Annotated in this window: 27 protein-coding genes; 20 read left to right on the forward strand and 7 right to left on the reverse strand. The window is 61.9% G+C overall.

Going from position 1 to position 23,131, the window contains the following annotated elements; all coding sequences use genetic code 11:
* Positions 1-157 precede the first annotated feature (157 nt).
* Both AC07UC_RS23580 and AC07UC_RS23585 read left to right on the forward strand, forming a co-directional pair.
* Positions 158-1,231: a branched-chain amino acid ABC transporter substrate-binding protein gene (locus tag AC07UC_RS23580; RefSeq protein ID WP_494907571.1), complete on the forward strand. Its 1,074-nt coding sequence runs from the start codon at positions 158-160 to the stop codon at positions 1,229-1,231.
* Positions 1,231-2,253, forward strand: a complete 1,023-nt coding sequence (locus AC07UC_RS23585; RefSeq protein WP_494907572.1) for a P1 family peptidase — start codon at positions 1,231-1,233, stop codon at positions 2,251-2,253. The genes AC07UC_RS23580 and AC07UC_RS23585 overlap by 1 nt, the downstream gene beginning before the upstream one ends.
* A gap of 9 nt (positions 2,254-2,262) precedes the next feature.
* Here the strand turns inward: AC07UC_RS23585 and AC07UC_RS23590 are convergent, their stop codons facing one another.
* The gene (locus AC07UC_RS23590; RefSeq protein WP_494907573.1) at positions 2,263-2,517 is read right to left on the reverse strand and encodes a DUF2171 domain-containing protein; all 255 of its coding nucleotides are present in this window, start codon (positions 2,515-2,517) and stop codon (positions 2,263-2,265) included.
* A gap of 130 nt (positions 2,518-2,647) precedes the next feature.
* Here AC07UC_RS23590 and AC07UC_RS23595 point away from each other — a divergent pair, with 130 nt between their 5' ends.
* From AC07UC_RS23595 to purB, 3 genes are all read left to right on the forward strand, one after another.
* Positions 2,648-3,373, forward strand: a complete 726-nt coding sequence (locus AC07UC_RS23595) for a DUF2259 domain-containing protein (protein WP_494907574.1) — start codon at positions 2,648-2,650, stop codon at positions 3,371-3,373.
* Positions 3,370-3,897, forward strand: coding sequence for a hypothetical protein (locus AC07UC_RS23600; protein WP_494907575.1), 528 nt, complete (start codon positions 3,370-3,372; stop codon positions 3,895-3,897). The genes AC07UC_RS23595 and AC07UC_RS23600 overlap by 4 nt, the downstream gene beginning before the upstream one ends.
* A 157-nt stretch (positions 3,898-4,054) precedes the next feature.
* Complete coding sequence (purB, locus tag AC07UC_RS23605; protein WP_494907576.1) at positions 4,055-5,362, forward strand: adenylosuccinate lyase; 1,308 nt, start codon at positions 4,055-4,057, stop codon at positions 5,360-5,362.
* 74 nt (positions 5,363-5,436) lie between these two features.
* Here purB and AC07UC_RS23610 read toward each other — a convergent pair whose 3' ends face one another.
* Positions 5,437-6,249 (reverse strand): VOC family protein, encoded by an 813-nt coding sequence (locus AC07UC_RS23610; protein WP_494907577.1) that lies wholly within the window; start codon positions 6,247-6,249, stop codon positions 5,437-5,439.
* A gap of 246 nt (positions 6,250-6,495) precedes the next feature.
* On the opposite strand from AC07UC_RS23610, the gene AC07UC_RS23615 reads away from it, so the two are divergent.
* Both AC07UC_RS23615 and AC07UC_RS23620 read left to right on the forward strand, forming a co-directional pair.
* Positions 6,496-7,044: an RBBP9/YdeN family alpha/beta hydrolase gene (locus AC07UC_RS23615; RefSeq protein ID WP_140767817.1), complete on the forward strand. Its 549-nt coding sequence runs from the start codon at positions 6,496-6,498 to the stop codon at positions 7,042-7,044.
* A 169-nt stretch (positions 7,045-7,213) separates the two neighbouring features.
* On the forward strand, positions 7,214-8,380 hold the full coding sequence (locus AC07UC_RS23620; RefSeq protein WP_494907578.1) for an acyltransferase family protein: 1,167 nt from the start codon (positions 7,214-7,216) through the stop codon (positions 8,378-8,380).
* 38 nt (positions 8,381-8,418) lie between these two features.
* On the opposite strand, the gene AC07UC_RS23625 is transcribed toward AC07UC_RS23620, so the two are convergent.
* Positions 8,419-9,192, reverse strand: coding sequence for an HpcH/HpaI aldolase family protein (locus tag AC07UC_RS23625; RefSeq protein WP_202322888.1), 774 nt, complete (start codon positions 9,190-9,192; stop codon positions 8,419-8,421).
* A 329-nt stretch (positions 9,193-9,521) separates the two neighbouring features.
* Positions 9,522-9,842: a DUF1476 domain-containing protein gene (locus AC07UC_RS23630; RefSeq protein ID WP_064991667.1), complete on the reverse strand. Its 321-nt coding sequence runs from the start codon at positions 9,840-9,842 to the stop codon at positions 9,522-9,524.
* Between the two features lie 275 nt (positions 9,843-10,117).
* On the opposite strand from AC07UC_RS23630, the gene purC reads away from it, so the two are divergent.
* Both purC and purS read left to right on the forward strand, forming a co-directional pair.
* Complete coding sequence (gene purC, locus AC07UC_RS23635) at positions 10,118-10,912, forward strand: phosphoribosylaminoimidazolesuccinocarboxamide synthase (RefSeq protein WP_013532127.1); 795 nt, start codon at positions 10,118-10,120, stop codon at positions 10,910-10,912.
* Between the two features lie 43 nt (positions 10,913-10,955).
* Positions 10,956-11,198 (forward strand): phosphoribosylformylglycinamidine synthase subunit PurS, encoded by a 243-nt coding sequence (purS, locus tag AC07UC_RS23640; RefSeq protein WP_494908977.1) that lies wholly within the window; start codon positions 10,956-10,958, stop codon positions 11,196-11,198.
* 82 nt (positions 11,199-11,280) lie between these two features.
* On the opposite strand, the gene AC07UC_RS23645 is transcribed toward purS, so the two are convergent.
* The gene (locus AC07UC_RS23645; RefSeq protein WP_494907579.1) at positions 11,281-12,453 is read right to left on the reverse strand and encodes a hypothetical protein; all 1,173 of its coding nucleotides are present in this window, start codon (positions 12,451-12,453) and stop codon (positions 11,281-11,283) included.
* A 287-nt stretch (positions 12,454-12,740) separates the two neighbouring features.
* Here AC07UC_RS23645 and AC07UC_RS23650 point away from each other — a divergent pair, with 287 nt between their 5' ends.
* From AC07UC_RS23650 to AC07UC_RS23670, 5 genes are all read left to right on the forward strand, one after another.
* A complete protein-coding gene (locus tag AC07UC_RS23650) occupies positions 12,741-13,292 on the forward strand; it encodes an RNA 2'-phosphotransferase (RefSeq protein WP_494908978.1) in 552 nt (183 codons plus the stop codon).
* Positions 13,289-13,957: a phosphoribosylformylglycinamidine synthase subunit PurQ gene (gene purQ / locus AC07UC_RS23655; RefSeq protein ID WP_140767820.1), complete on the forward strand. Its 669-nt coding sequence runs from the start codon at positions 13,289-13,291 to the stop codon at positions 13,955-13,957. The genes AC07UC_RS23650 and purQ overlap by 4 nt, the downstream gene beginning before the upstream one ends.
* 70 nt (positions 13,958-14,027) lie before the next feature.
* Positions 14,028-14,693 (forward strand): glutathione S-transferase family protein, encoded by a 666-nt coding sequence (locus AC07UC_RS23660; RefSeq protein WP_140767821.1) that lies wholly within the window; start codon positions 14,028-14,030, stop codon positions 14,691-14,693.
* On the forward strand, positions 14,690-15,097 hold the full coding sequence (locus AC07UC_RS23665; protein ID WP_140767822.1) for a hypothetical protein: 408 nt from the start codon (positions 14,690-14,692) through the stop codon (positions 15,095-15,097). The genes AC07UC_RS23660 and AC07UC_RS23665 overlap by 4 nt, the downstream gene beginning before the upstream one ends.
* 2 nt (positions 15,098-15,099) lie before the next feature.
* Entirely contained in the window at positions 15,100-15,741 is a 642-nt protein-coding gene (locus AC07UC_RS23670; RefSeq protein WP_494907580.1) for a Pr6Pr family membrane protein, read from the forward strand.
* Positions 15,742-15,749: 8 nt separating this feature from the next.
* On the opposite strand, the gene AC07UC_RS23675 is transcribed toward AC07UC_RS23670, so the two are convergent.
* On the reverse strand, positions 15,750-16,001 hold the full coding sequence (locus tag AC07UC_RS23675; RefSeq protein WP_140767824.1) for a DUF1127 domain-containing protein: 252 nt from the start codon (positions 15,999-16,001) through the stop codon (positions 15,750-15,752).
* A gap of 93 nt (positions 16,002-16,094) precedes the next feature.
* On the opposite strand from AC07UC_RS23675, the gene AC07UC_RS23680 reads away from it, so the two are divergent.
* Positions 16,095-17,507 carry an aminotransferase-like domain-containing protein gene (locus AC07UC_RS23680; RefSeq protein WP_494907581.1) on the forward strand — a complete coding sequence of 471 codons (1,413 nt, stop codon included), beginning with the start codon at positions 16,095-16,097 and terminating at the stop codon, positions 17,505-17,507.
* Positions 17,508-17,523: 16 nt separating this feature from the next.
* On the opposite strand, the gene AC07UC_RS23685 is transcribed toward AC07UC_RS23680, so the two are convergent.
* Positions 17,524-17,688: a hypothetical protein gene (locus tag AC07UC_RS23685; protein ID WP_181179463.1), complete on the reverse strand. Its 165-nt coding sequence runs from the start codon at positions 17,686-17,688 to the stop codon at positions 17,524-17,526.
* A gap of 236 nt (positions 17,689-17,924) precedes the next feature.
* Here AC07UC_RS23685 and purL point away from each other — a divergent pair, with 236 nt between their 5' ends.
* From purL to AC07UC_RS23710, 5 genes are all read left to right on the forward strand, one after another.
* Positions 17,925-20,156, forward strand: coding sequence for a phosphoribosylformylglycinamidine synthase subunit PurL (purL, locus tag AC07UC_RS23690; RefSeq protein WP_494907582.1), 2,232 nt, complete (start codon positions 17,925-17,927; stop codon positions 20,154-20,156).
* Between the two features lie 47 nt (positions 20,157-20,203).
* Positions 20,204-20,737, forward strand: coding sequence for a hypothetical protein (locus tag AC07UC_RS23695; protein ID WP_494907583.1), 534 nt, complete (start codon positions 20,204-20,206; stop codon positions 20,735-20,737).
* A 118-nt stretch (positions 20,738-20,855) separates the two neighbouring features.
* On the forward strand, positions 20,856-21,089 hold the full coding sequence (locus AC07UC_RS23700; protein WP_056562227.1) for a BolA/IbaG family iron-sulfur metabolism protein: 234 nt from the start codon (positions 20,856-20,858) through the stop codon (positions 21,087-21,089).
* Between the two features lie 153 nt (positions 21,090-21,242).
* Positions 21,243-21,578 carry a Grx4 family monothiol glutaredoxin gene (gene grxD / locus AC07UC_RS23705; RefSeq protein WP_013895877.1) on the forward strand — a complete coding sequence of 112 codons (336 nt, stop codon included), beginning with the start codon at positions 21,243-21,245 and terminating at the stop codon, positions 21,576-21,578.
* A gap of 268 nt (positions 21,579-21,846) precedes the next feature.
* Positions 21,847-23,115 carry a multidrug effflux MFS transporter gene (locus tag AC07UC_RS23710; RefSeq protein WP_494907584.1) on the forward strand — a complete coding sequence of 423 codons (1,269 nt, stop codon included), beginning with the start codon at positions 21,847-21,849 and terminating at the stop codon, positions 23,113-23,115.
* The last annotated feature ends 16 nt before the right edge of the window (positions 23,116-23,131 follow it).

The following is a 23,131-nucleotide window of genomic DNA, read 5'->3' on the forward strand; positions in this document are numbered from 1 at the left end:
CTACCGCTATATATGGCCAGACATGACATGCCACAAGCGAAGTGCTTGGCCCATATCCCTGAATTCGCGTGTTGCACCAAGGCCGGGCAGCCTTTAGGTCTTGGCGGTAATTGGCGCCCGCGCTGTCATCGCGGGTCTGGAGGAACTCTTCGGCAGGATGCGACCCGGGGCAACGATATCGGCCGCACTGGCCTGGCTGTTCCTGACCGGCACCGCCGGTGCACAGACGCTGACGATCGGCGTCGCCGCCCCCTTGTCAGGTCCATCGGCCATCCTCGGCAAACAGATCCAGGCCGGCGCCGGGCTGGCGGCGCAGGCAAACGGCATCGAACTCAAGACTGAAGACGATGCCTGCACCGCCGATGGCGGTGCAGCCGCGGCCAGGGTTTTTGCCGCGGCCAAGGTCAGTGTCGTGGTCGGCTTCCTTTGTACCGAATCCATCGAGGCGGCGATGCCGATCCTCAAGGAAGCCAACATACCGGTCATCACCGTCGGCGTGCGAACCGAGAGCCTGACCGACCGCCGCGCCAAGACCGGCTGGCCGGTCTATCGCCTCGGACCGCGCGGCGACGACGAGCGCAACGCCGTCGCCTCCACCCTCACCCGCCTGTGGCAGAACGAGCTGTTCGCCATCATCGACGACGGCACCATCTACGGGCGCGAGATGGCGGAAACATTTCGCGCGGCCGCCGAGCAAGCGGCGCTGAAACCGGTGTTCGTCGATACGTTCCGGCCGCAGCTCGACAACCAGATAGGGATGATCGGGCGGCTGAAGAAGGCCGGCGCCACGCATGTCTTTGCCGGCGGCGACGGCGACGACATCGCCATCATGGGCCGCGACGCGGCGCAGCTCCAGGCCGGCATTGTCTTTGCCGGCGGCGAAAATCTGCGCACGCCACCCGCTGACGTGCCCTATGCGACGGGCACGCTGATGATCGCACCGCCGGAATGGGCCGATGTCGCCGACGCAAAGGTGCTGGAAAACTTCTCCGCGCAGAAAATCGTGCCGGACGGCTACACGCTGCCGGCCTATGCAGCGATAGAGATCGCCAAGGCCGCAGCGGCCTCGTCCGGGAGATCGGGCGGGACCCTCGCCGACGCACTGACCGGCCATGATTTCACCACGGCGATCGGGCCAGTCCGCTTCGACGCCAAGGGCGACCTCAGCCAGAGCCTCTACCGCGTCTTCCGCTTCGACGGCACGCGTTTCGTGCCCTTGGAAGGCAATTGATGTTCCGCACCGGCCCGCGCAATCTTATCACCGATGTTGCCGGCCTGCGCGTCGGCAACGCTTCCGACGCCATGCTGAAGTCCGGCGTGACGACGGTGCTTTGCGACGAACCGGCGGTGGCCGGTGTCCAGATCCTGGGCGGCGCGCCGGGCACGCGCGAGACGGACCTGCTCGAACCGCACAATTCGGTCGAGGCGGTCCATGCCGTGGTGCTGTCGGGAGGTTCGGCTTTCGGCCTTGATGCGGCGTCCGGCGTGCAGGCGGCGCTGCGCGAGCGCGGCATCGGCTTCGAGGTCGGCGGCTTTCGCGTGCCGATCGTGCCGGCGGCGATCCTGTTCGACCTGCGCAATGGCGGCGACAAAGACTGGGGCCGCTACCCCCCTTACCGCGACCTTGGCTATGAGGCAGCGCAATCCGCCGCCACCGATTTCCAGCTCGGCACGGCCGGCGCCGGCGCCGGCGCGCTGACCGCGGGGCTGAAGGGCGGCCTGGGCTCGGCCTCGACGCTGCTCGATAGCGGCGTCACCATCGGGGCGCTGGCCGCCGTCAATCCGACCGGATCGGTGACCGTCGGCCGCACCCGCCATTTCTGGGCAGCACCCTTCGAAATCGGCGGCGAATTCGGCGGGCTTGGCTATCCCTCGCCGATGCCGGACGATGCGACGCGGATTTTGCTGAAATACCGCGACAAGCAGGCAGGCATGCAGATGGAAACCGGCGGCAACACCACCATTGCCGTCATCGCCACGGACGCGGTCCTCACCAAGGCCGCGGCGAAGCGCCTGGCCATGTCGGCGCATGACGGCTTCGTGCGCGCCATCTGGCCGACACACACGCCGGCCGATGGCGATCTCGTGTTTGCACTGGCGACGGGAACGAGCGGCATTCGGCTCGAAGCCGATGCGGCAATCGACCTCTATGCCGCGGCCGGCGCCACCATGGCACGCGCCATCAGCCGCGGCGTGTTTGCCGCGACGCCAGCCGAGAACGATCTGTTCCCGGTCTGGTCGCGCCGGAGCTGAAGGCGTCGATCAGGTCGGATCGGACTTTTCTTCCTCTAACGTCACCGCGACATCGGAATTCGCCGACAGCCAGACCTTCTTGCCGTCGACCTCGGCAACCAAGGCCAGGGGAATGTAGTGATGATGGCCCTTGTGAGCACCCTCGCCGCTGTCGGCCTTGGTCAGTTTGATACGCTGGCCGTCAACCTTGTCGACGGTGCCGACATGCACGCCATCGGCGCCGACGACTTCCATATGCTCACGAATCTTGCTGGTGTCGGTCATGGTGGTTCTCCATTGGGACTGCCGACAATAACAAATGACAAGCCGTTTGGATGCATCGGCTTTCGACCCGCACGACGTTTTGATTCGGTCGTGCTAGGGATTGAACGATCGCGGCTGTCGGAGTGAAACAATGCGACTGCTTTTCCTGTTTGCCGTTTCCCTGGCCGTGCAGTTTGCGGCATCGATCGTCGCCCAGGCCGGCGATGTCGCCGAGCTTGAAATCCTTGGCTTCACCAAGGACGGCGGCGTGTTCGCCTTCGAGGAATATGGTGTCCAGGACGGGTCGGGCTTTCCCTATGCCAACCGCTATTACATCGACACGAGCAATGACAGCTTTCTCAAGGGCACCCCAATCAGGGTCCGGCTTGACGACGAGAATGCCACGCTCGACAGCGCCCGCCTGCAGGTCCGGCAAAAGGGCGAGGCCATTGTCAGCCAGACCGAGCTGAGCGCCAATCGCGGCATCACCGCCGGCTTCAACCCGGTGACCGAGCTTTCGGCCGATCCGCACCGCATGGTGGTCAATCCGCGACCGATCTTCTCTCCGGTCGACCAGCCGCTCGAGTTCCGGCTGGACGAGATCGGCATGAACAATACCGAAAGCTGCCAGAGCCAGGGCGAGATCAATGGCTTCAAACTGCTGCGCATCGAAGCGCAGGACGGCGGCACCACCAAATTGCTGCATGAAGACAAATCGATCCCCAAGAGTCGGGGGTGTCCGAACGGCTACCGCATCGGCGCGGTGCAGACATTCTCGATGGACAGCCTCAGCGCCTATGCGGTGCTGATCGCTGTGCGCCAGTATGGCTTCGAGGGGCCGGACTATCGCTGGATCGCGGTGACCGGTCGCCTGTGACACCGCTTGCTCAACTCGCCACATCCAATCGTGCCCTCGCCCGCTTTCGCCACGCGACACCAACGCCGCGCACGGCCCTTCTCGGTGCCCTCCTGTGGGCTGCCACGATGGGTGCCAGCGCGCTCGTCAACCTGTCGTTGCTGGATAGTTGGGTGACGCCGGATAAAATCCGCACAGTGTCGCTGCTGTTCGCGGGCGGCGGCGCCCTGGCCTTTCCGGTTGGCTTGTTCGCGGCACGGCTGGTCTCGCTCGGAAGGGGCTGGGAGGTCGCCTTCGCGGCAGCAATGGTGTGCCTTGCCGCCGTGACGATCGGGCTGACCGCCGGACTCTATGCCTTGCAGTACCGGTCCTACTATGCCGAATGGCATGCGCCCGTCTTCACTCTCACCTGGGGGTTTCAGTTCGCCTTCACAATGGCGGTGGCGCTCTACCAGTTCGTTGTGCTGGGCATCCGGCTCTATTTTCCGCTTGGGTTCATCGCCTTGTTTGCCGCCAGCCTCTGGTTTGCACGGCAGCGGCGTTGAGCATTTCCTCCGCCTCTGTTAGGACGCGGGCTAACCCGGAGCGGTTCAGCGTTTGGTAGAACCGCCGACCCGCTCTAACTCCTTCTTTTTCGCAATTCCCGTGGGAAAACCGCTGCGCACTTTTCCTGGATTGCTCTAGATACATCAGGACTGACCGATGATCCCTCGCTATTCCCGGCCGGAAATGGTCGCCATCTGGTCGCCCGAAACCCGGTTTCGCATCTGGTTCGAAATCGAGGCCCATGCCTGCGATGCGCTGGCCGAACTCGGCGTGATCCCGAAGGAAGCGGCAAAAACCATCTGGGAAAAGGGCAATGCCGCGAAATTCGACGTCGAGAAGATCGACGAGATCGAGCGCGTCACCAAGCATGACGTCATCGCCTTCCTGACCCATCTTGCCGAATTCGTCGGACCGGACGCGCGTTTCATCCACCAGGGCATGACGTCTTCGGATGTCCTGGACACCTGCTTTGCGGTCCAGCTTACCCGCGCCAGCGACATCCTGCTCGCCGACATTGACGGCCTGCTTGCCGCTCTCAAGCGACGCGCCTTCGAGCACAAGGACACCGTCACCATCGGCCGCAGCCACGGCATCCATGCCGAGCCGACAACCTTCGGCATCAAGCTGGCGCAGGCCTATGCCGAATTCTCGCGCTGCCGCGAGCGGCTGGTGCATGCGCGGGAAGACATCGCCACCTGCGCCATTTCCGGGGCGGTCGGCACCTTCGCCAACATCGAACCCTATGTCGAGGAGCATGTCGCGGCAAAGCTTGGGCTGAAGCCGGAACCGGTGTCGACGCAAGTGATCCCGCGCGACCGCCACGCCATGTTCTTTGCCACGCTCGGTGTCATCGCCTCGTCGATGGAGCGGCTGGCGACCGAGATCAGGCATCTGCAGCGCACCGAGGTGCTGGAAGCGGAAGAGTATTTTTCTCCGGGCCAGAAAGGCTCGTCGGCAATGCCGCACAAGCGCAATCCGGTGCTGACGGAAAACCTCACCGGCCTTGCCCGCATGGTGCGCTCCATGGCGCTGCCGGCGATGGAGGATGTGGCGCTCTGGCACGAGCGCGACATCTCGCACTCCTCGGTTGAGCGCATGATCGGGCCGGACGCGTCGGTGACGCTGGATTTCGCGCTGTCACGCCTGACCGGCGTCGTCGAAAAGCTTGTCGTCTATCCCGAGAACATGCTGAAGAACATGAACAAGTTCCGCGGCCTGGTGCATTCGCAGCGCGTGATGCTGGCGCTGACGCAGGCCGGCCTGTCGCGCGAGGATTCTTACCGGCTGGTGCAACGCAACGCCATGAAGGTGTGGGAACAAGGCGCTGATTTTCTTGAGGAACTTTTGGCCGACAAGGAAGTGACCGCCGCGCTCCCCGAGACGGAAATCCGCGAGAAATTCGACCTTGGCTACCACACCAAGCATGTCGACACGATCTTCAGGCGGGTGTTTGGGGAAGCTTGAGAGCCCAGTCCTCAGGGAAAAGGCCCGCCTTGCCGGCGGGCCTTTCGTATTCGCACTTGTGATGGAAAAGCCGATCAGGCCTTTCCAGGCACAGTCCTGATCACGGTGCCCCAGGGGTCCTCGCGGGTCGTTTCGCCGGTAACATTGTCCGAACGCATCTCGACCCAGGCAAGGCCCGAGCGGGCCGGGTCGCGGCGGCCGGCGCCGGCGCTTTGCCAGGCATTGGCGCCGATGTGGTGGTGGTAATGGCCTGACGACAGGAACACCGCCTGGCCGCCATACTTGGCCACCGTGTCGAAGCCGAACTCCTGGTTCCACCAGGCCTCTGCCTCTTCCGGCCTGCCGACGCGCAGGTGGACATGGCCGATAATGCTGTTTTCCGGCGCACCTTGCCAGCCCGCATCGCCCGCCGGCACTTCGCCAACGACCGCAGGGACGTTCAACCGCTCCGTCGCCATGGCGACCTTGTCACCATTCCATTTCCAGTCCTGTGGACGGCGGTCGGCATAGATTTCGATGCCGTTGCCTTCGGGATCGGTCAGGTACAGCGCCTCGCTGACCAAATGGTCCGAGGCGCCCTCAATGGCGATCTTGTCTGATATGGCGTGGTTGATCCAGCGGCCGAGATCGGCACGGCTGGGCAGCAGGAAGGCCGTGTGGAACAGGCCGGCGCTGCGCGGATCGTCCGGCTTGGCCGAAGCATCCGGCTCGAGCACCAGCAACGGTCGGTTAGCGGCGCCGAGCGTGATCGCGCCATCGGCACGGCTCAATTCCTGCAGGCCGACGACCCGGCGGTAATAGGCAGCGAGGCTTTCGGCATCGCGCGCCTTCAGCCCGACGCGGGCAACGCTCACCGGCGTGGTGGCGGCAAATGGCAATTCACTCATCATTGTCTCCGTTTCGGCAACGCTTGATGAAGCTCCCAAAGCCAGAAGCCCGGCGCCGCCGATCATTGTACGTCGTGTCAGTGCCAAAATCCCGGTCCTCCACGGCTGTTTTTCTCCTCACCACAGATCGTCGATCGCCATCGTTCACACAAGACAGCGAAAAGCGAACATGGTGTTCACCATTTCAGCTCATGAGCTTGCCTGTCGACGGTTGCATGAGACAATCGCGCTCGCTATCTCAGCGCCATGAAAGTCAAAGACGCAGATATCCTGATCGTTCCGGGCTACACCAATTCCGGACCCGAGCATTGGCAGACCCGCTGGCAGTCGAAGCTGTCGACGGCGCGCCGCGTCGAGCAGGCGGAGTGGTCGAAGCCGGTGCGCGACGACTGGACCGCAAGTGTGGCCAAGGCGGTAAACGAGGCCGAGAGGCCTGTCGTCATCGTCGCGCATTCGCTGGGTGTGGCTGCGGCCGTGCAGGCCATACCGCAATTCGTCAAGCCGGTTGCCGGCGCCTTCTTCGTGGCGCCGCCCGATGTCGCCAACCCCATGATCAAGCCGAAGCACCTGATGACCTTCGGCCCCTATCCGCGCGAGCCGCTGCCTTTTCCTTCGATCCTGATTGCCAGCCGCAACGATCCGTTCTGCGCCTTCGATGTCGCAGAGGACATTGCCGGCGCCTGGGGTTCGCTGTTCATCGATGCCGGCGAGACCGGCCATCTCAACCAGGATTCAGGCTTCGGCCCCTGGCCCGAAGGCTCGATGACCTTTGCCAAGTTCCTGACGGATCTGTGATTCAGGCCCAAAGCCGGCGCAGAAAATACCCGAAGAAACCGTCGAGTCCCAATAAACAATAATTTAAGGCGGCTCGCGATACTTCTTACGCGGGGCGAACTCTGTTCGTCACGTGCAAATATGCAAGATTGCTAAATAAAACTCTTCACGCTCAAACGAAGGTAAGCGCTTGCGCAAGGACGCTTCACTCGAATTCTTGAGGGGTGCCGCAGCGCTTGTCGTCGTGAATGGGCATACTTTGCGCGCTTTTGCGCCGGTAGCGGAGGGCGAAGACAACGCCGCGCAATCCCTCAAGACAGGTCTGGCTTTCATCGCCTTCAATGGCGGCTCTGCCGTCTACTTGTTTTTCGTCCTCTCTTCTTATGTGCTTGTCAGGCGTTATTTCCAGTCCCGAAAGGCGCAAGACCTGTTGCTGGGTGCGATAAAGCGTTTGCCTCGTCTGGCCGGACCAGTGCTTGTTGCGGTTCTGTTATCCTGTGCCATCTTCAAGCTCGATCTGTATTTCTTCCAGGATGCGGCTGCGGTCACCCAATCCGAGTGGCTGGGCAGATTCGGCAATGCCTCGAAGGTGCTGTCGCCGGAGACAGCGAGCTTTTCGGACGCCTTCCTGCAGGGGGCCTGGCGGACATTTATCTACGGCGACAAATATTATGACACCAGCCTGTGGACCATGATGGTCGAGTTCTGGGGGAGCATGCTCACCTTCGCCCTCGCACCGATCGTCTTTTTCCTCCAAGGCCGCTGGACGCTGCTCTCCTTGTTCTGCATAGCGACAGGCGTCTTCCTGGCGCTGCAAGTCAGCTTCTTCTTCTGTGCCTTTCCGGCCAGCTTCATGCTCTATCCGCTTCTCGCCATGGGTTTGCGTCCGAATCGCTGGGTAAGAGGCGCCATGGTGATCGTTTCCCTTGCGCTGCTGGGCTATGCGGGGAGTGCTGTCGGCATATACCAGCCCTTCGTGCTGCTTGAGACCGCAGTTTCTGATGATGTCGGCCTACGGCAAGCCTGCGTGGCCATCCCGGCAAGCATCATGTTGGTCTACGCAGTGCTGAGTGTGGATGAGCCTCCATCATGGCTCTCGGGCAAGGGGGCACGTTTCCTGGGCGACCTGTCTTTCCCGCTCTACCTCGTGCATGTACCCGTTATCTGCTCGCTGGGTTCATGGGCCCTGCTGGTCAGCGGCTCCACCGCACTCGGTGCCGCCGCCGCCATACTGGGTTCCATCCTCGTGGCGTTGCCGCTGATGACCTTCAACAACTGGTGGGTCCAGGTGCTCGGCGCCCTGTTCAGGTTCAGGCGCGGCAGCCCTATCGCCGCGCCTGCTGCAGCGAGCGCCTGACCGCCCGACGCCGTGACGGCAGTTGGTCCGGCTTGGATTCAGGATCCGATCGAGTCCTGTATGCTCTTCAGCAGGGTCTTTGCCCCCAGCGAAATCAACGCATGCTCGGATCCCGTGGCGAGCAGACGATAGCCCATCGAGACGACACGGCCGGCAATTGCCGGTTCGACGACATAGATGGCGGCATGTTTTCCGGCCTTGCGGGTGCGCTCGGCAACCGACGCCACCGTCTCCATCATGCTCTCCAGCGTGGAATTGACCGTGGCGCCGTTGGTCCAGGCGATCGAGAAATCCGATGGTCCGAGGAAAATGCCGTCGATGCCCGGCGTGTCGAGAATGCCGTCGAGCGCGTCGAGTGCGGCGCGCGTCTCGACCATCGCAAACGCCATCGTGCGCTGGTTGGTATCGCGCAGCCATTCGGCATAGTCGCCCTTGCCGTGGCGTGGAAAGGCATAGGTCGGACCCCATGAGCGCTCGCCGAGCGGCGGATACTTCATCGCCGCGGCGAACAGCCTTGCATCGGCCACCGAATTCACCATCGGAGCGATGACCGCCTCGGCGCCGAAATCGAGCGCCCGGCTGGCCATGTCGAAACGGCCGACGGGAATACGCACCAGCCCGGGCTTGCCGGTGGCGAGCACCGGCGCCAGACCGCGCAGCACGCTGTCTTCATGATGGCCGCCATGCTGCATGTCGAGCGTGACGGCGTCGAAGCCCTGTTTGGCGAGGATCTCGACGGTCAGGGCATCCGGCACACCCGACCAGGCGGTGATCAGCGTTTCATCGGCGGCAAGGCGGGACTTAAGCGACATCTAATCTCTTTCCTCGTTAACGTCGCATCGGCCCGAAAATCGGTTCGATTTCGGAAAGCACGATGCGACAACGCTATCAGCGTCAGAGCGAACCTTGTTGGTCCAACAGGACGCACGTCGTTCTAATGCAGTTTCAGCCGGAAACCACGGCAAAGGCAAAGAAAAACCGCCCGGTTTGGCCGGGCGGTCGATTGGTCCAGTCATTCTTGTTTTGTCGCAGGTTCGGCCGCAAAACCGTGGGACACTTTTGCGGAACCTGCTTCCTTTTGCTTGTCGCAGGTTCGGCCGCAAAACCGTGGGACACTTTTGCGGAACCTGCTCAGCCCGGATCAGGTGTTTTTGATCTGCTCGATTGCCTGCGCCATCAGTTCGTCCATGGTGCGGCGGATCTGATGGTCCGACTGATCGATGCCGGCGGCATCGAAATCCTTGCGGATCTTGCGGAACACGTCGTGGTCGCCGGCTTCCTCGATATCGGAAACAACCACTTCCTTGGCGTAGGCGTCGGCGTCGGCACCCGACTTTCCGAGCTTTTCGGCGGCCCACAGGCCGAGCGCCTTGTTGCGGCGCGCCGAGGCCTTGAATCGAAGCTCCTCGTCGAATGCAAACTTGCGTTCGAAGCCCTCTTCGCGGTCTTTCATGCTGCTCATGGCGTCCCTCCGGGTTAAATCCGATTCGTTGGCAGGTGATATGTGTGTTGCCAAAGCACAAACCAAAAGGTCGCGAGCCGGTCAATACGCTTCGTCATATGCTGCGCTGCGGCATTTCAGTCCCGAAAGCGGTTGATTGGAAGGATTTGCCGATTGAGCAAACGATGTGATTGGGATAGACCCGGCATTGAACCCAACCGTCGCCGCACTAATTTAGGCAGACGGACAGGAACTGGTCGCTTGCCGCCTGCCCGCAAATCCAGAGAAAAATTCAGATGAAAAATCGCCGCCGCATTTATGAAGGCAAGGCCAAGATCCTCTATGAGGGACCCGAACCGGGCACGCTGATCCAGTTCTTCAAGGACGATGCAACCGCGTTCAACAAGAAGAAACACGAGGTTATCGACGGCAAGGGCGTGCTCAACAACCGCATTTCCGAGTATATCTTCAACCACTTGAACCGCATGGGCATTCCGACCCACTTCATCCGCCGGCTCAACATGCGCGAACAGCTGATCAAGGAAGTCGAGATCATTCCGCTCGAAGTGGTGGTGCGCAACGTCGCCGCCGGCTCGCTGTCGAAGCGCCTCGGCATCGAGGAAGGCACGGTCCTGCCGCGCTCGATCATCGAATTCTATTACAAGGCCGACGCGCTCGATGATCCGATGGTGTCGGAAGAGCATATCACCGCCTTCGGCTGGGCCAGCCCGCAGGAGATCGACGACGTCATGGCGCTCGCCATCCGCGTCAATGACTTCCTCTCTGGCCTGTTCATGGGCGTAGGGATCCAGCTCGTCGACTTCAAGATCGAGTGCGGCCGCCTGTTCGAAGGCGACATGATGCGCATTGTCGTCGCCGACGAGATTTCGCCGGATTCGTGCCGCCTGTGGGACGTGGCGACGCAGGACAAGCTCGACAAGGATCGTTTCCGCCGCGACATGGGCGGCCTTGTAGAGGCCTATCAGGAAGTCGCCCGCCGCCTCGGTATCATGAACGAGAACGAGCCACCCCGCCCCACCGGTCCGGTGCTTGTCGCCTCGACCGACGGCCTCAAGGGCAAGCCGCACTAAGAGCGGCTTGCGACCCAATACTCAGAACAGGAGCATGTCCAGCGTGATCAAGGCCCGCATTACCGTCACTCTCAAGAACGGCGTTCTCGACCCGCAAGGCAAGGCGATCGAACACGCGCTGTCGGGGCTTGGCTTTGATGGCGTCGGCGCGGTGCGGCAGGGCAAGGTGTTCGACGTCGAACTGGCGGAAAGCGACAAGGCCAAGGCCGAGGCCGATCTCAAGGCCATGTGCGACAAGCTGCTGGCGAACACGGTGATCGAGAACTATAGCGTAACGCTGAGCTGAAGCCGCCCTTCTCTAATGATTGGGAGTTGGCATCGCGGGGCTGGAAACACCGCCAGGCCCTGCCCATGAGCAATGATCTGCTTTAGACCGGGCGCGGGTTCTGTTGCCTGCGAACCCACAAAAAGTAGATCGCGGCGGCGCCAATGACGATCATGAGCAGCTTGTAGGCCATTCGTCTGATGTCACCGTTGTCGAATACCTTGTCGATCCCCTCCGGGCTGGCCGGATTGCGCAGCACCTCGATCTCGGTGCCGATTGATGTCGGGAAATTCACATAAAAATCTCCGACCACGTCGAACGAGTATTGGCCACCGTCCGGAGCACGATAGGCAAGCTTTGCGGTCGGGACTTTCGTGATGCGCCAGACACCCGTGCCCGGCGTCGGCGTTGAAGGGATCATTTCGGCGTAAGGAGAGCAATCGGCACGGGACCGCTCCACCCATTCGCGCCTGACTTTGACTTCGAGCACACATTGCATGCCGGTCTCGACCACATTCACTTTTTGCCGTTCCCAGGTGAATGTATGAATGAACCGGGCAATGGCGGGCTTCATGGACGACGCGCCGCCAAAAAACAGCGCCGCTGCCAGAATGGTCGCCGCGAGCTTGAACGTGATTCGTCCAACTGCCGTGCGGCGCTGAGACCATTTCAGCGTTCGCAGCTGGATTTCCCTCACTCGCGGATCGTCCGAAAGCTGGTTCGGATCGCGCCCGTCAATGATTGCGCGCCGCAGGCTGGTCAACACCATCATGTTGGCCCAACCCAGGATCACGACGATGAGAAGGTGCCAGTATAGCCTGTAGAAAGTGGTGTAGTGGCTGGCGACGCAGGCGTTCGCGAGATCGATCCGCGACATGCCGTGACGGCCGCCAGCGTACCACCCAGCGTCCTTCGAAAGAAGCGGCAGCAGCAACAATACCGTAAGGCCCGCCCCTGCCAGGAAAAGCCTGCGGTAAGGGCGAAAGTTTCTCTTGTAGCTGAAAACGTCAATCAGATCCGAGACGATCAGCCCTGCGGAAATGACACCCAGGCCGACTGAAATGATTGCGGTTGCCAGCAGTAAGCGTGTGAACGAGACGGCGCATGCTCCCAGGTCGGTATCGAGAGAAAGCCAGTTTGAAAAAAGCGTTCCGGTAGAAGGGTTGACGTCCCAGACCAGCATGAAGGTAAACGCACAGAGCGATGCTATGATCGTTGCCGATACCCACATGCAGCGTCGAACATTTTCGCGCTCTTTGATCTTGTCGCTGTCCACTCGAGCCTCAGTCCTTTGTATGCAACTTCATCTTGTGAGTAGAGGCGTTAACGACGGGATTCGTACTGTATAAAATCTTCGATATGGTCTCTCAAAGCCCACGGACGTGGGCGTAAACTTAATCAACAGTAACCGCCTGAAACCTTCGTGGGCGCTTTTCAGCAAGAAATCTTGGTATGAGCGGTTTGACCGGCGGGCTCCCACTCGTTAGACCGGCAAGCGATATCTCAAATGGACGGGCTGAAATAAAAGCCGCCCAATCACAGTGGCGCGACTGCTTCTTACAAATGCCAAACGACACGCAAATCTCGAAATTCATGAGCCTGGTCCTTAGGCACGCGCCGCACGAAGCGGGATTGTCGCTCGACGAAAACGGCTGGGCCGATCTTGGCGCGCTTTGCGCGGTCATCCAGACGAAATTCGGCGCATCAGGCGTCGATGTCTTGCGCATTGTCGAAGAGAATCCGAAAAAGCGCTTTGCTGTCGACGGCGATCGCATCCGTGCCGTGCAAGGCCACAGCGTCGATGTCGATCTCGGCCTGCCGCCGTCGGTTCCGCCGGATGTTCTCTACCACGGCACCAAGGAAGAGTTTCTCCCCGCCATTCTGCGCGAAGGCCTGACCAGCCAGTCACGCCAGCATGTTCACTTGTCAAAAGATGTCGAAACGGCTCTGATCGTCGTGCGTCGTCGCGCCGGAAAAAGTGTTATCCTGCGGGTCGACTCGGTAGCCATGACGACGGACGGAGCGTCATTCTTTCTCTCTGACAACGGTGTCTGGTTGACCAACCACGTTTCACCCCGGTATCTCACTCAGATGCTCGAACGGGAATTGTCATGAAATCTGCTGTCGTCCTTCTGCCTGGCCTCAATCGCGACCGCGACATGATCGCGGCGCTGACCAAGATTTCCGGCAAGGCGCCAGCCACCGTCTGGCAGACCGACACCGAGATCCCCGATGTCGACCTGATCGCCATTCCCGGCGGCTTTTCCTTCGGCGACTACCTGCGCTGTGGCGCCATTGCCGCACGCATGCCGGTCATGCGGGCAGTCGCTGAAAAGGCGGCCAAGGGCGTGATGGTCATCGGCGTCTGCAACGGTTTTCAGATCCTGGTCGAAGCTGGCCTGCTGCCGGGTGCCTTGATGCGCAACAGTTCGCTGAAATTCGTTTGCCGGCAGGTAAAACTGCAGATCACCAACGCCAACACCATGTTCACCCGCCGCTATCAGCCGGGCCAGATCATCCGCTCGCCGGTGGCGCACCATGACGGCAACTATTTTGCCGACACCGAGACGCTCGCCCGCGTCGAAGGCGAAGGCCAGGTAGTGTTCCGCTATGCGGAAGGCACCAATCCCAACGGTTCGATCAACGACATTGCCGGCATCATCAACGAGCAAGGCAATGTGCTCGGCCTGATGCCTCATCCCGAAAACCTGATCGAAGCCGCCCATGGCGGCAGCGACGGCCGTGCACTCTTCGAAGGTGCGCTCGGTATCGCCGCTTGACGCGTTCAGCCGCGAATGCGGTAAGAATTACAAGGACATCAAGTCCATTGCTCTGGGGAGAGAGACGGTCATGAAACTCTATTCGCGGCCGTTGTCGCCCTACTCATCTATCGTGCGCGCGCTGGCCTATATCAAGGACGTACCGCTCAAGATCATCGCGCCGCCGCCGGGTTTTCCGATCCCCGAAGAGTTTCGCGCCATCTCGCCGATGAATCGGATTCCGGTGCTGATCACCGGCTCGGGCGAAACCATCGTCGAATCGGTGGTCATCGCCGAATATCTGGAGGAACGGTTTCCGGAACCGGCGCTGCTGCCACCCGATTCCAAGGACCGCGCGCTGGTGCGCATGTTCGCCCGCATCACCGATCTCGACGTGCTGACGCCGACAATGAAGCTTTTCGAGCTGCATTCCGTGCCGAAGCGCAACAATGCCGAGATCGACGCCCAATTCGCACGCCTGCACCACGGGTTGGCGGCGATCGAGGCACGCATGGCGCAAGGCCCCTTCGCCCTCGGCAACGACATTAGCTTCGCCGATGCCTGGCTGACGCCGACCCGGTTCATCTTCAACAATTTCCGCGCCATGACGGGCCGCCACGACCTGCTCGACGCCTATCCCAAATTCGATGCCTATGAGCAGATCGCCTCGCAGCATCCGGCCTTGTCGCGCGTATGGGGCGAGATGACCGACGGCCTGAAAATCTTTCTGTCCGAACTCGAGATGGGTGCCGCTTGATCAAGAGCAAGACGATCGTCCTCGTCGCTGCCGCAGGCCTTGCCCTGGCATCTTGCCAATCGACCCCGAAAAGCACGCCTGTGCCCTCGGGCAAGAGTGCGTCGCTGTTGGCCATGGAACAGGTCGCAATCGCAGCCCACAAATGCTGGATCGCCAGCAAGGACCCGGCCTTCAAGCAATATCAGATGGCCAATGAGTTGAATTCCTTCAGCGGCACGCCGCGTTTCCTTTTGGTGCCGGCCAAGCACTATGGCGGAAAGCCATTGCTGGTCGTGCAGGCGCAAGGCAATTCGAGCCGCGTCGACGTGTTCGGACCGTTGATGAACGACCCGCTCGGCGCGCGCATCGGTTCGGATATAGCGCGCTGGCAAGCCGGTAATCCGGCCTGCGCCGCGACCGCCTGACGATGGGCCGCTTCCTGCAGGTAGCGGGTCTGGCCATCGGTCTGGCCGGCCTTGTCCTGCAATTCTGCATCACCATTCCGGCGTCGATGGAAGCCGGCCGCAGCCTGCTCGGCTCGATCGTGTTCTATTTCAGTTTCTTCACCATCCTGACCAATATCGGCGCCGTTCTGGTCTACACCTCGCTGCTGTCATCCAGCGGCTACGCGTGGCTGCCCGCTTTCGCCGGGCCCCGGATGCGCGCGGGAGTCGCCGTGTCGATCGCCCTGGTCTTCATCGTCTATGCCACCGTTTTGGCGCGTCTGTGGCAGCCGCAGGGCCTGTTCCTGATCTGCGATGTGCTGCTGCACTACGTGACGCCCGTTGTGTTCGTGCTGTGGTGGCTGATATCAGGCGCCGACGGCAGAACGAGATGGAGCGACATTTCCTGGTGGGTGCTCTATCCCATCGCCTACCTGGCCTATGCGCTGGCGAGGGCGCCGTTCGCCGGCGAGGTGCCCTACCCCTTCCTCGATGTCGCCAAGAACGGCGCAACCAGTGTCGCCATTGCGGCACTGGCCATCACCGCGCTGTTTCTGGTGATATGCTTCGTTGCCGTTCTGGCCGATCACGGCGTCGCGCGTCTCAGGACCAACAGCGTCCGGTAGGACCGGAGCTATTCCCAGAAACGCCTGATACCTTCACGGTGGGCGTCGCAGCGCGAGATGCCGATATCCTTGAGCTGATCATCGGTCATTTCCAGCAATGCCAGCCGGGTGCGCCGGCGTTCCAGCAAATGGTCTATCCATGTCGCCAGCGAGCCGACCACCCGCACCAGGCGGTTGACAAAGCCGCGACGACCCGACGGACGGAGCGCCTGGCCTGGAAATACGGCTCTTGAAGGACGGATTGTCGCGATTGTATCCATTTTCTTTCTGCCAAAATTATCAATTGCACCCCTTTTGGTGCGCGATTGATATGTATTGACTCACATTTCGGTGCAATATAGAAAATTGTCACCATGACAAATTGGCTTCCAGATCTCACCGCCAGCACCGGGCCGCTCTATCAACGCCTTGCGGACTCCATCGAAGCGGGCATCGACCAGGGCGTGATCGGTGCCGGAACAAAACTGCCGCCACAGCGCGACCTCGCCTACGACATCGGCGCCACCGTCGGCACGGTCGGCCGGGCCTACCAATTGCTGCGCGAGCGCGGGCTGGTGAGCGGCGAAGTGGGCCGTGGCACCTATGTGCTTGGCCAGCACGCCGACGGCGTGAAGCCGGATGCGCCCGACGTCAGCGTGGAAGGCACCCGCTACGTCGATGCGCCACAGGACAAGCTGCGTTTCGACAGCACGGCGGCACCCGATGTCGGCCAGGGCACCATCGTTGCCGATGTGCTGTCACGCACCGCGCAAGATCATCCTCACGAGATTTCAAGCTATACGCGCGATTTTCCAACCCGCTGGCACGAAGCCGGCGCCCGCTGGCTGTCGCGCAACTCCTTGCGCCCAGCCGTCGACAGCATCGTTCCGACGCTCGGCACTCACGCCGCGGTGATGGCGGCGATCGCCGCACTCACCACGCCCGGCGACTACGTCGCCTTCGAACACCTCACCTATTCGCAGATATCCCGCAGTGCCGGGTTGATCGGCCGGCGCACCGCGCTGGTGGCGTCGGACGACGAAGGTCTCGATCCCGAGGATTTCGAGCGCGTCTGCGCGCAAAAACATCCCAGGATGATCTTCCTGATGCCGACTGCCAAGAATCCGACGCTGGTGACGCTGTCGGCGGCGCGCCGCGAGGCAATTGCGGGGATAGCGCGCGAATACAATGTCGTCCTGGTCGAGGACGACCTCTACGGCAACCTCACCGACGACACGACACCGCTGCTTGCCGAATTCGCGCCCGAACGCACCATCGTCGCCAGCGGCCTGTCGAAATCGGTGGCGGCCGGCGTGCGCGGCGGCTGGCTCTCCTGCCCCCCCGCCTATCGTCACCGTATCCGTGTCGCCCACAAGATGATGACCGGCGGCATGCCCTTCCTGCTGGCGGAGGTGAATGCCCGTCTGGTGCTCTCAGGTCAGGCCAGCGAAATCCGCAAGCGCAGCATCGCCGAAATCGGCGCCCGCATCGCGATCGTGCGCGAGACGCTGGCCGGCTTCGCGTTCAAGTCACACGACAAGGTGCCCTTTGTCTGGCTGACTTTGCCCGATCCGTGGCTTTCCGGCACCTTCAAGAATGCCTGCCTCGAACATGGCGTGCTTATTGACGACGAGGACGAGTTCAAGGCAGGCCGCTCCGAACAGGTCTTTCACGGCGTCCGCTTCGGCGTTTCGCAGCCGAGACAGCGCGGTGATGTCGCCAACGGCGTTGCGGTCCTCCGTCGGCTTCTCGATGAGGGCCGTGCCGGCTACGACAGCTTCTCCTGAGAGCGCTGGGCCCGGATCAGCCTTCGGCCTTGAAGTTGCTGGCTTCCTTCCTGGCCTTGTCCTTGCCGTGCTTTTCGGCCAGTTCCTTGGCCTGCCCGGGCGAAACGTCAGTGGTCTCCGCGATATGCATGGCCTCCTTGTCCGAGAGGCGGTTGTCTTTCTTGCCTTGCTTGGTAGCCATGGTCCGATCTCCTGAATGGTTGGAGACGTAACGGCCGGGACATCATAGCGTTCCGCATTCGGCGGTCTCGCCACGACCGATGGTCCGAGGCGCCCGGAAAGACCTTGGGCGGTCCTGCCCTGGTCCTCACCTTGTTGCTTTCTGTCTTTTTCCTCGATCGACGGGTGTATCGGCCGCAAAGCTTGCGATAAGAGGAGACTCAAAATCCCCGCTTCCATGGACATTAATCGCCGCCCATGACCATTTCCAATTCCGTGCCGATCACCCCCGAGCTCATCGCCGCCCACGGGCTGAAGCCCGACGAGTATCAACGCATCCTCGATCTCGTCGGACGTGAACCCAGCTTCACCGAACTCGGCATCTTCTCGGCGATGTGGAATGAGCACTGCTCCTACAAATCCTCGAAGAAGTGGCTGCGCACGCTGCCGACCACCGGCCCGCAGGTCATCCAAGGGCCGGGCGAGAATGCCGGCGTCGTCGATATCGGCGATGGCGACTGCGTCGTCTTCAAGATGGAGAGCCACAACCACCCTTCCTTCATCGAACCCTACCAGGGCGCGGCGACCGGCGTCGGCGGCATTTTGCGCGATGTCTTCACCATGGGCGCGCGGCCGATCGCGGCGATGAACGCGCTGCGCTTTGGCGCCCCCGACCACCCCAAGACTAGGCATCTCGTCGCGGGCGTAGTGTCGGGCGTCGGCGGCTACGGCAATTCCTTCGGTGTGCCGACGGTCGGCGGCGAGGTCAATTTCGACGCCCGCTACAACGGCAACATCCTGGTCAACGCCTTTGCCGCCGGTCTCGCCAAGACCAACGCCATCTTCCTTTCGGAAGCCAAGGGCGTCGGCCTGCCGGTCGTCTATCTCGGCGCCAAGACCGGACGCGACGGCGTCGGCGGCGCCACCATGGCGTCAGCCGAATTCGACGACAAGATCGACGAGAAGCGCCCGACCGTACAGGTCGGCGATCCCTTCACCGAAAAATGCCTGCTGGAGGCCTGCCTCGAACTGATGGCCTCGGGTGCCGTCATCGCCATCCAGGACATGGGCGCGGCCGGCCTCACCTGCTCGGCGGTCGAGATGGGCGCCAAGGGCGACCTCGGCATCGAGCTCGACCTCGACAAGGTGCCGGTGCGCGAAGAACGCATGAGCGCCTATGAGATGATGCTGTCGGAAAGCCAGGAGCGCATGCTGATGGTGCTGCGCCCCGAGAAGGAAAAGGAAGCCGAGGCGATCTTCCACAAATGGGGCCTCGACTTCGCTATCGTCGGCAAGACCACCGACGACCTGCGCTTCCGCGTTCTGCATCAAGGCGACCAGGTCGCCGACCTGCCGATCAAGGATCTCGGCGACAAGGCGCCGGAATATGACCGGCCATGGATAGAGCCGAAGAAGCCGGCGCCGCTTGCCGCCAATGATGTTCCCCAGGCCGATGTCGCGGACGCGCTGCTGAAACTGCTCGGCGGGCCGGACCTGTCCTCGCGCCGCTGGGTGTGGGAGCAGTACGACACGCTGATCCAGGGCAATTCGCTGCAGCTTCCGGGCGGCGATGCCGGCGTGGTGCGGGTGGAAGGCCATGCAACCAAGGCGCTTGCCTTCTCGTCCGACGTGACGCCGCGCTATTGCGAAGCCGATCCCTATGAGGGCGGCAAGCAGGCGGTGGCCGAATGCTGGCGAAACCTGACCGCCACCGGCGCGCTACCGCTGGCGGCCACCGACAACCTCAATTTCGGCAACCCGGAGCGACCCGAGATCATGGGCCAGCTGGTCGGCGCGGTGAAGGGCATCGGCGATGCCTGCCGCGCGCTCGGCTTTCCGATCGTGTCCGGCAATGTCTCGCTCTACAACGAGACCAACGGCCAAGGCATCCTGCCGACACCGACCATTGGCGGCGTCGGGCTGATATCAGACTGGTCGAAGATGGTGCGGATCGGCTTTGCCGCGCAAGACCAGATGATCCTGCTGGTCGGCGCCCCCGCCGCCTGGGGAACGCATCTTGGCCAGTCGGCCTATCTCAGGGACATCCATGGCCGCACGGACGGTCCGCCGCCGCCGGTCGACCTCGCTCATGAGAAGCGTGTCGGCGACCATGTGCGTTCGTTGATCGCGTCCGGCATCGTCACAGCGGCGCATGACGTTTCCGATGGCGGCATCGCCGTGGCGCTAGCCGAAATGGCGATGGCGTCTGGCATCGGCGCGACCGTTCCCGGCCTTGTCGGAACCGATCCGATCCCGGTCTGGTTCGGCGAGGACCAGGGCCGCTATCTCCTGACGCTGTCGATCGACCCGCATGGCGAGGAATGGGACGCCATCCGCAAGCAGCAGGGCGAACTCGGCATCTTCGCGCCGTGGATCGGCTCGACCGGCGGCGATGCGCTGAAGCTTGGCGATGCCAGGGCAATCCCTGTCAGCGACCTGACCGCCGCCCACGAAGGCTGGTTCCCGCGCTTCATGGACCAAGCCACTTGAGCAGAGCATGATCCCGAAAAGTGGAACCCGGTTTTCGGAAAAAGATCATGCTCAATCAGAGGAAACTGGCTGGCCGGGCGCTGATCGCAGTCGTCTTCTGGCCGTCGCTGTTCTTCTTCTGGTTTCTCGGGCCGTTCGTCTTCTTCCTGCTGTCGACGACTTCGAGCGAAGTTTGCCCCAGGCTGGAAACGCGCGCCGAGTTCCTTGGCGCGGCCAACGGCACGCTTCCTATGCTGGCCCTGCAGACCCTCCTCTATGCGGTTCCGATCGCCTGCCTGATGCTCTGGAGCCGGCTTTTGCCGGATCCAGCCCGAACGAGGCACATTGTCACCTGCATCAAGCTTTTCGCCGTCGCGGCCGTCCTGGGAGCCCTGTGGGAGTATGGCTCTTCGCTGGTCTGCGATGGTTACGGCCAACCGTTCTTCTCGCCCGCCTGGCAAATGACCAGCTATCTGCCGATCGCCAATCTGGCGGTCAACCTCCCCCTCTACGTGCTGGTCTTCAGCCTCGGCCGCGCCTTCTCGATGCGCGAAGACGACCCTGCGGCCGACCCGAACCGTCCGGACGAGAATGCGACCTAGGCGACAATCGCGCCAGTGCCGGATGGAACGGCTTCAATCCCGGCCGGAAAGGCTTTAGGTTTACCCCGACTCTCATCGCACGGGCGCGTTGCCGCCCGCCCGAAACAGGAATTCTGCAATGGCAATGGACGCCCGCGACATCGAAAAACTGATCAAGGACGGCATACCGGATGCCCGCGTGACGATCCGCGACCTCGCCGGCGATGGCGACCACTACGCGGCGGAAGTCGTGGCCGAGAGCTTTCGGGGAAAAAGCCGCGTCCAGCAGCACCAGATGGTCTATGACGCGCTGAAGGGCAATATGGGCGGCGTGCTGCACGCGCTTGCCCTGCAGACCAGCGTCCCCGACTGAGGCAGTTCCAGCCCATACCCGCTTGGCCCAATACGGCCCATCCTTTGCGCCATTTCGGCCATGGCACGGCTAATGTCTTGTTTCGGGCAACCTATGGGTTTATTTGAAAGGCATGCTTCGAGCCTGACTCCCACAGGCGTGAAAGGATGTTCCATGAGCGGTATCAACGACTACATCGACAATGAAGTGAAGGGCAACGACGTCGTCCTTTTCATGAAGGGCACGCCCGGTTTTCCGCAATGCGGTTTCTCCGGCCAGGTTGTCCAGATCCTCGACTATATCGGCGCCGACTACAAAGGCGTGAATGTCCTGGACTCGGCTGAACTGCGCCAGGGCATCAAGGACTACTCCAACTGGCCGACGATCCCGCAGCTCTACGTCAAGGGCGAATTCGTCGGCGGCTGCGACATTATCCGCGAGATGTTCCAGGCCGGCGAGTTGCAGACCTTCCTGGTCGAAAAGGGCGTGAGCGTCAAAGGCGCCGCCTGATTTCGGTTTCAGGCCGGTCATAGCGACCGCGCTGAGTATCGGGGTAGCCCACCTCGGCAATTTTATGTCCCGATATCGGGACCAAGACGAGCCAATGCGCCGGCCCGCCGGCGCATTTTTGCTTTGGAGCGTTTCACCGTTTCATGGAAACGGCGAACCGCTCCAACTCTCTGTTTTGACGCAATTCCCAAGGGCAAGCGCTACGCGCTTGTCCCGGGGAAGACCGCCCATACTTTTCCTGGAATTGCTCTAGAAGATCGGACTTGCCGTGGATCAGCAATCATCAGCGCCGCAATCGGCAAGCAAACTGCCTATTCCGCGCTGGGAGTTCATTGCGCTGTGCGCAGCGCTGATGGCGCTGAATTCCCTGGCCATCGACATCATGCTGCCGGCGCTGCAGCAGATCGGCGCCTCGCTCGGCGTCGAGAATGAAAACCACCGGCAATATGTGGTCACCGCCTACATTCTTGGTTTTGGTGGCGGCCAGCTGTTCTTCGGACCGATATCGGATCGTTTCGGCCGCCGCTCACCGCTTGTCGCGGGCCTGATCATCTATGTGGCGGCGGCTGCGGCGGCAGCCATCGCGCCGAGCTTTGAAACCTTGCTGATATGTCGCGCCGTGCAAGGCATTGGCGCGGCCGCCACGCGCGTCATCGCGGTCTCGATCGTGCGCGATACATTCGACGGCCGGCGCATGGCCGAAGTCATGTCGCTGATCTTCATGGTGTTCATGGCGATACCGGTCATCGCGCCCGGCATCGGCCAGTTCATCATGCTGTTCGCGACCTGGCACTACATCTTCGTCACCATGGCCATCGGCGCGCTGATCGTGTCGGCGTGGTCGCTGCTGCGCCTGCCGGAAACGCTGCACCCCGAATATCGCCGGTCCCTGACGGTCTCCTCCGTCGTCGGAGGATTCCGCATCGTGCTCACCAATCGCATCGCGCTCTGCTACGCCTTTGCCAGCACCTTCGTCTTCGCCGCCATGTTCGGCTTCATCGCCTCGGCGCAGCAGATCTATGTCGACATCTTCCATGTCGGCGAGATGTTCCCCGTCATCTTCGCCGGGGTGGCGGGCGTGCTCGCCTTCTCGAATTTTCTGAACTCACGCCTTGTCGGCCGTATCGGCATGCGCCGGCTGTCGCAGAGCGCGCTGCTTTTGTTTCTGGTTATCAGCCTGGCCTGGCTGGTCGTTTCGCTGGAAATCAAGATGCCGCTCTGGCTGTTCGTCACCTTCTTTGCCAGCGCCATGCTTCCCTTCGGCGCGCTTGGCGCCAATTTCAACGCATTGGCCATGGAGCCGCTCGGCCAACTGGCAGGCACGGCGTCGTCCATCCTCGGCTTCATGCAAACGTTTCTCGGCGGCATTCTCGGCACGCTGATCGGCCAGGCGTTCAACGGCACGGTGACGCCGCTTGCCGCCGGCTTCTGCAGCGTCTCGGTCGCGGCGCTGCTGATGATCCTTATCGCCGAGCGCGGCAAGATGTTCCAGCCGCACAACCCACCCGTTTCAGGGCACATCACCGACCTGCACTAGATCTTGCCGTCTGCCG

This window comes from Mesorhizobium sp. GW821-FHT04C10 (assembly GCF_059420305.1).

Bases quoted from the DNA above. Each gene is read 5' to 3' on its own strand.
- AC07UC_RS23680 (WP_494907581.1), top strand. From the start codon at position 16,095: ATGACAAATTGGCTTCCAGATCTCACCGCCAGCACCGGGCCGCTCTAT.
- AC07UC_RS23585 (WP_494907572.1), top strand. From the start codon at position 1,231: ATGTTCCGCACCGGCCCGCGCAATCTTATCACCGATGTTGCCGGCCTG.
- AC07UC_RS23660 (WP_140767821.1), top strand. From the start codon at position 14,028: ATGAAACTCTATTCGCGGCCGTTGTCGCCCTACTCATCTATCGTGCGC.
- purC (WP_013532127.1), top strand. From the start codon at position 10,118: ATGAAAAATCGCCGCCGCATTTATGAAGGCAAGGCCAAGATCCTCTAT.
- AC07UC_RS23650 (WP_494908978.1), top strand. From the start codon at position 12,741: ATGCCAAACGACACGCAAATCTCGAAATTCATGAGCCTGGTCCTTAGG.
- AC07UC_RS23615 (WP_140767817.1), top strand. From the start codon at position 6,496: ATGAAAGTCAAAGACGCAGATATCCTGATCGTTCCGGGCTACACCAAT.
- AC07UC_RS23700 (WP_056562227.1), top strand. From the start codon at position 20,856: ATGGCAATGGACGCCCGCGACATCGAAAAACTGATCAAGGACGGCATA.
- AC07UC_RS23670 (WP_494907580.1), top strand. From the start codon at position 15,100: ATGGGCCGCTTCCTGCAGGTAGCGGGTCTGGCCATCGGTCTGGCCGGC.
- AC07UC_RS23590 (WP_494907573.1), bottom strand. From the start codon at position 2,517: ATGACCGACACCAGCAAGATTCGTGAGCATATGGAAGTCGTCGGCGCC.
- AC07UC_RS23625 (WP_202322888.1), bottom strand. From the start codon at position 9,192: ATGTCGCTTAAGTCCCGCCTTGCCGCCGATGAAACGCTGATCACCGCC.
- AC07UC_RS23685 (WP_181179463.1), bottom strand. From the start codon at position 17,688: ATGGCTACCAAGCAAGGCAAGAAAGACAACCGCCTCTCGGACAAGGAG.
- grxD (WP_013895877.1), top strand. From the start codon at position 21,243: ATGAGCGGTATCAACGACTACATCGACAATGAAGTGAAGGGCAACGAC.
- purL (WP_494907582.1), top strand. From the start codon at position 17,925: ATGACCATTTCCAATTCCGTGCCGATCACCCCCGAGCTCATCGCCGCC.
- purB (WP_494907576.1), top strand. From the start codon at position 4,055: ATGATCCCTCGCTATTCCCGGCCGGAAATGGTCGCCATCTGGTCGCCC.
- purQ (WP_140767820.1), top strand. From the start codon at position 13,289: ATGAAATCTGCTGTCGTCCTTCTGCCTGGCCTCAATCGCGACCGCGAC.
- AC07UC_RS23675 (WP_140767824.1), bottom strand. From the start codon at position 16,001: ATGGATACAATCGCGACAATCCGTCCTTCAAGAGCCGTATTTCCAGGC.
- AC07UC_RS23630 (WP_064991667.1), bottom strand. From the start codon at position 9,842: ATGAGCAGCATGAAAGACCGCGAAGAGGGCTTCGAACGCAAGTTTGCA.
- AC07UC_RS23695 (WP_494907583.1), top strand. From the start codon at position 20,204: ATGCTCAATCAGAGGAAACTGGCTGGCCGGGCGCTGATCGCAGTCGTC.
- AC07UC_RS23595 (WP_494907574.1), top strand. From the start codon at position 2,648: ATGCGACTGCTTTTCCTGTTTGCCGTTTCCCTGGCCGTGCAGTTTGCG.
- AC07UC_RS23610 (WP_494907577.1), bottom strand. From the start codon at position 6,249: ATGAGTGAATTGCCATTTGCCGCCACCACGCCGGTGAGCGTTGCCCGC.
- AC07UC_RS23580 (WP_494907571.1), top strand. From the start codon at position 158: ATGCGACCCGGGGCAACGATATCGGCCGCACTGGCCTGGCTGTTCCTG.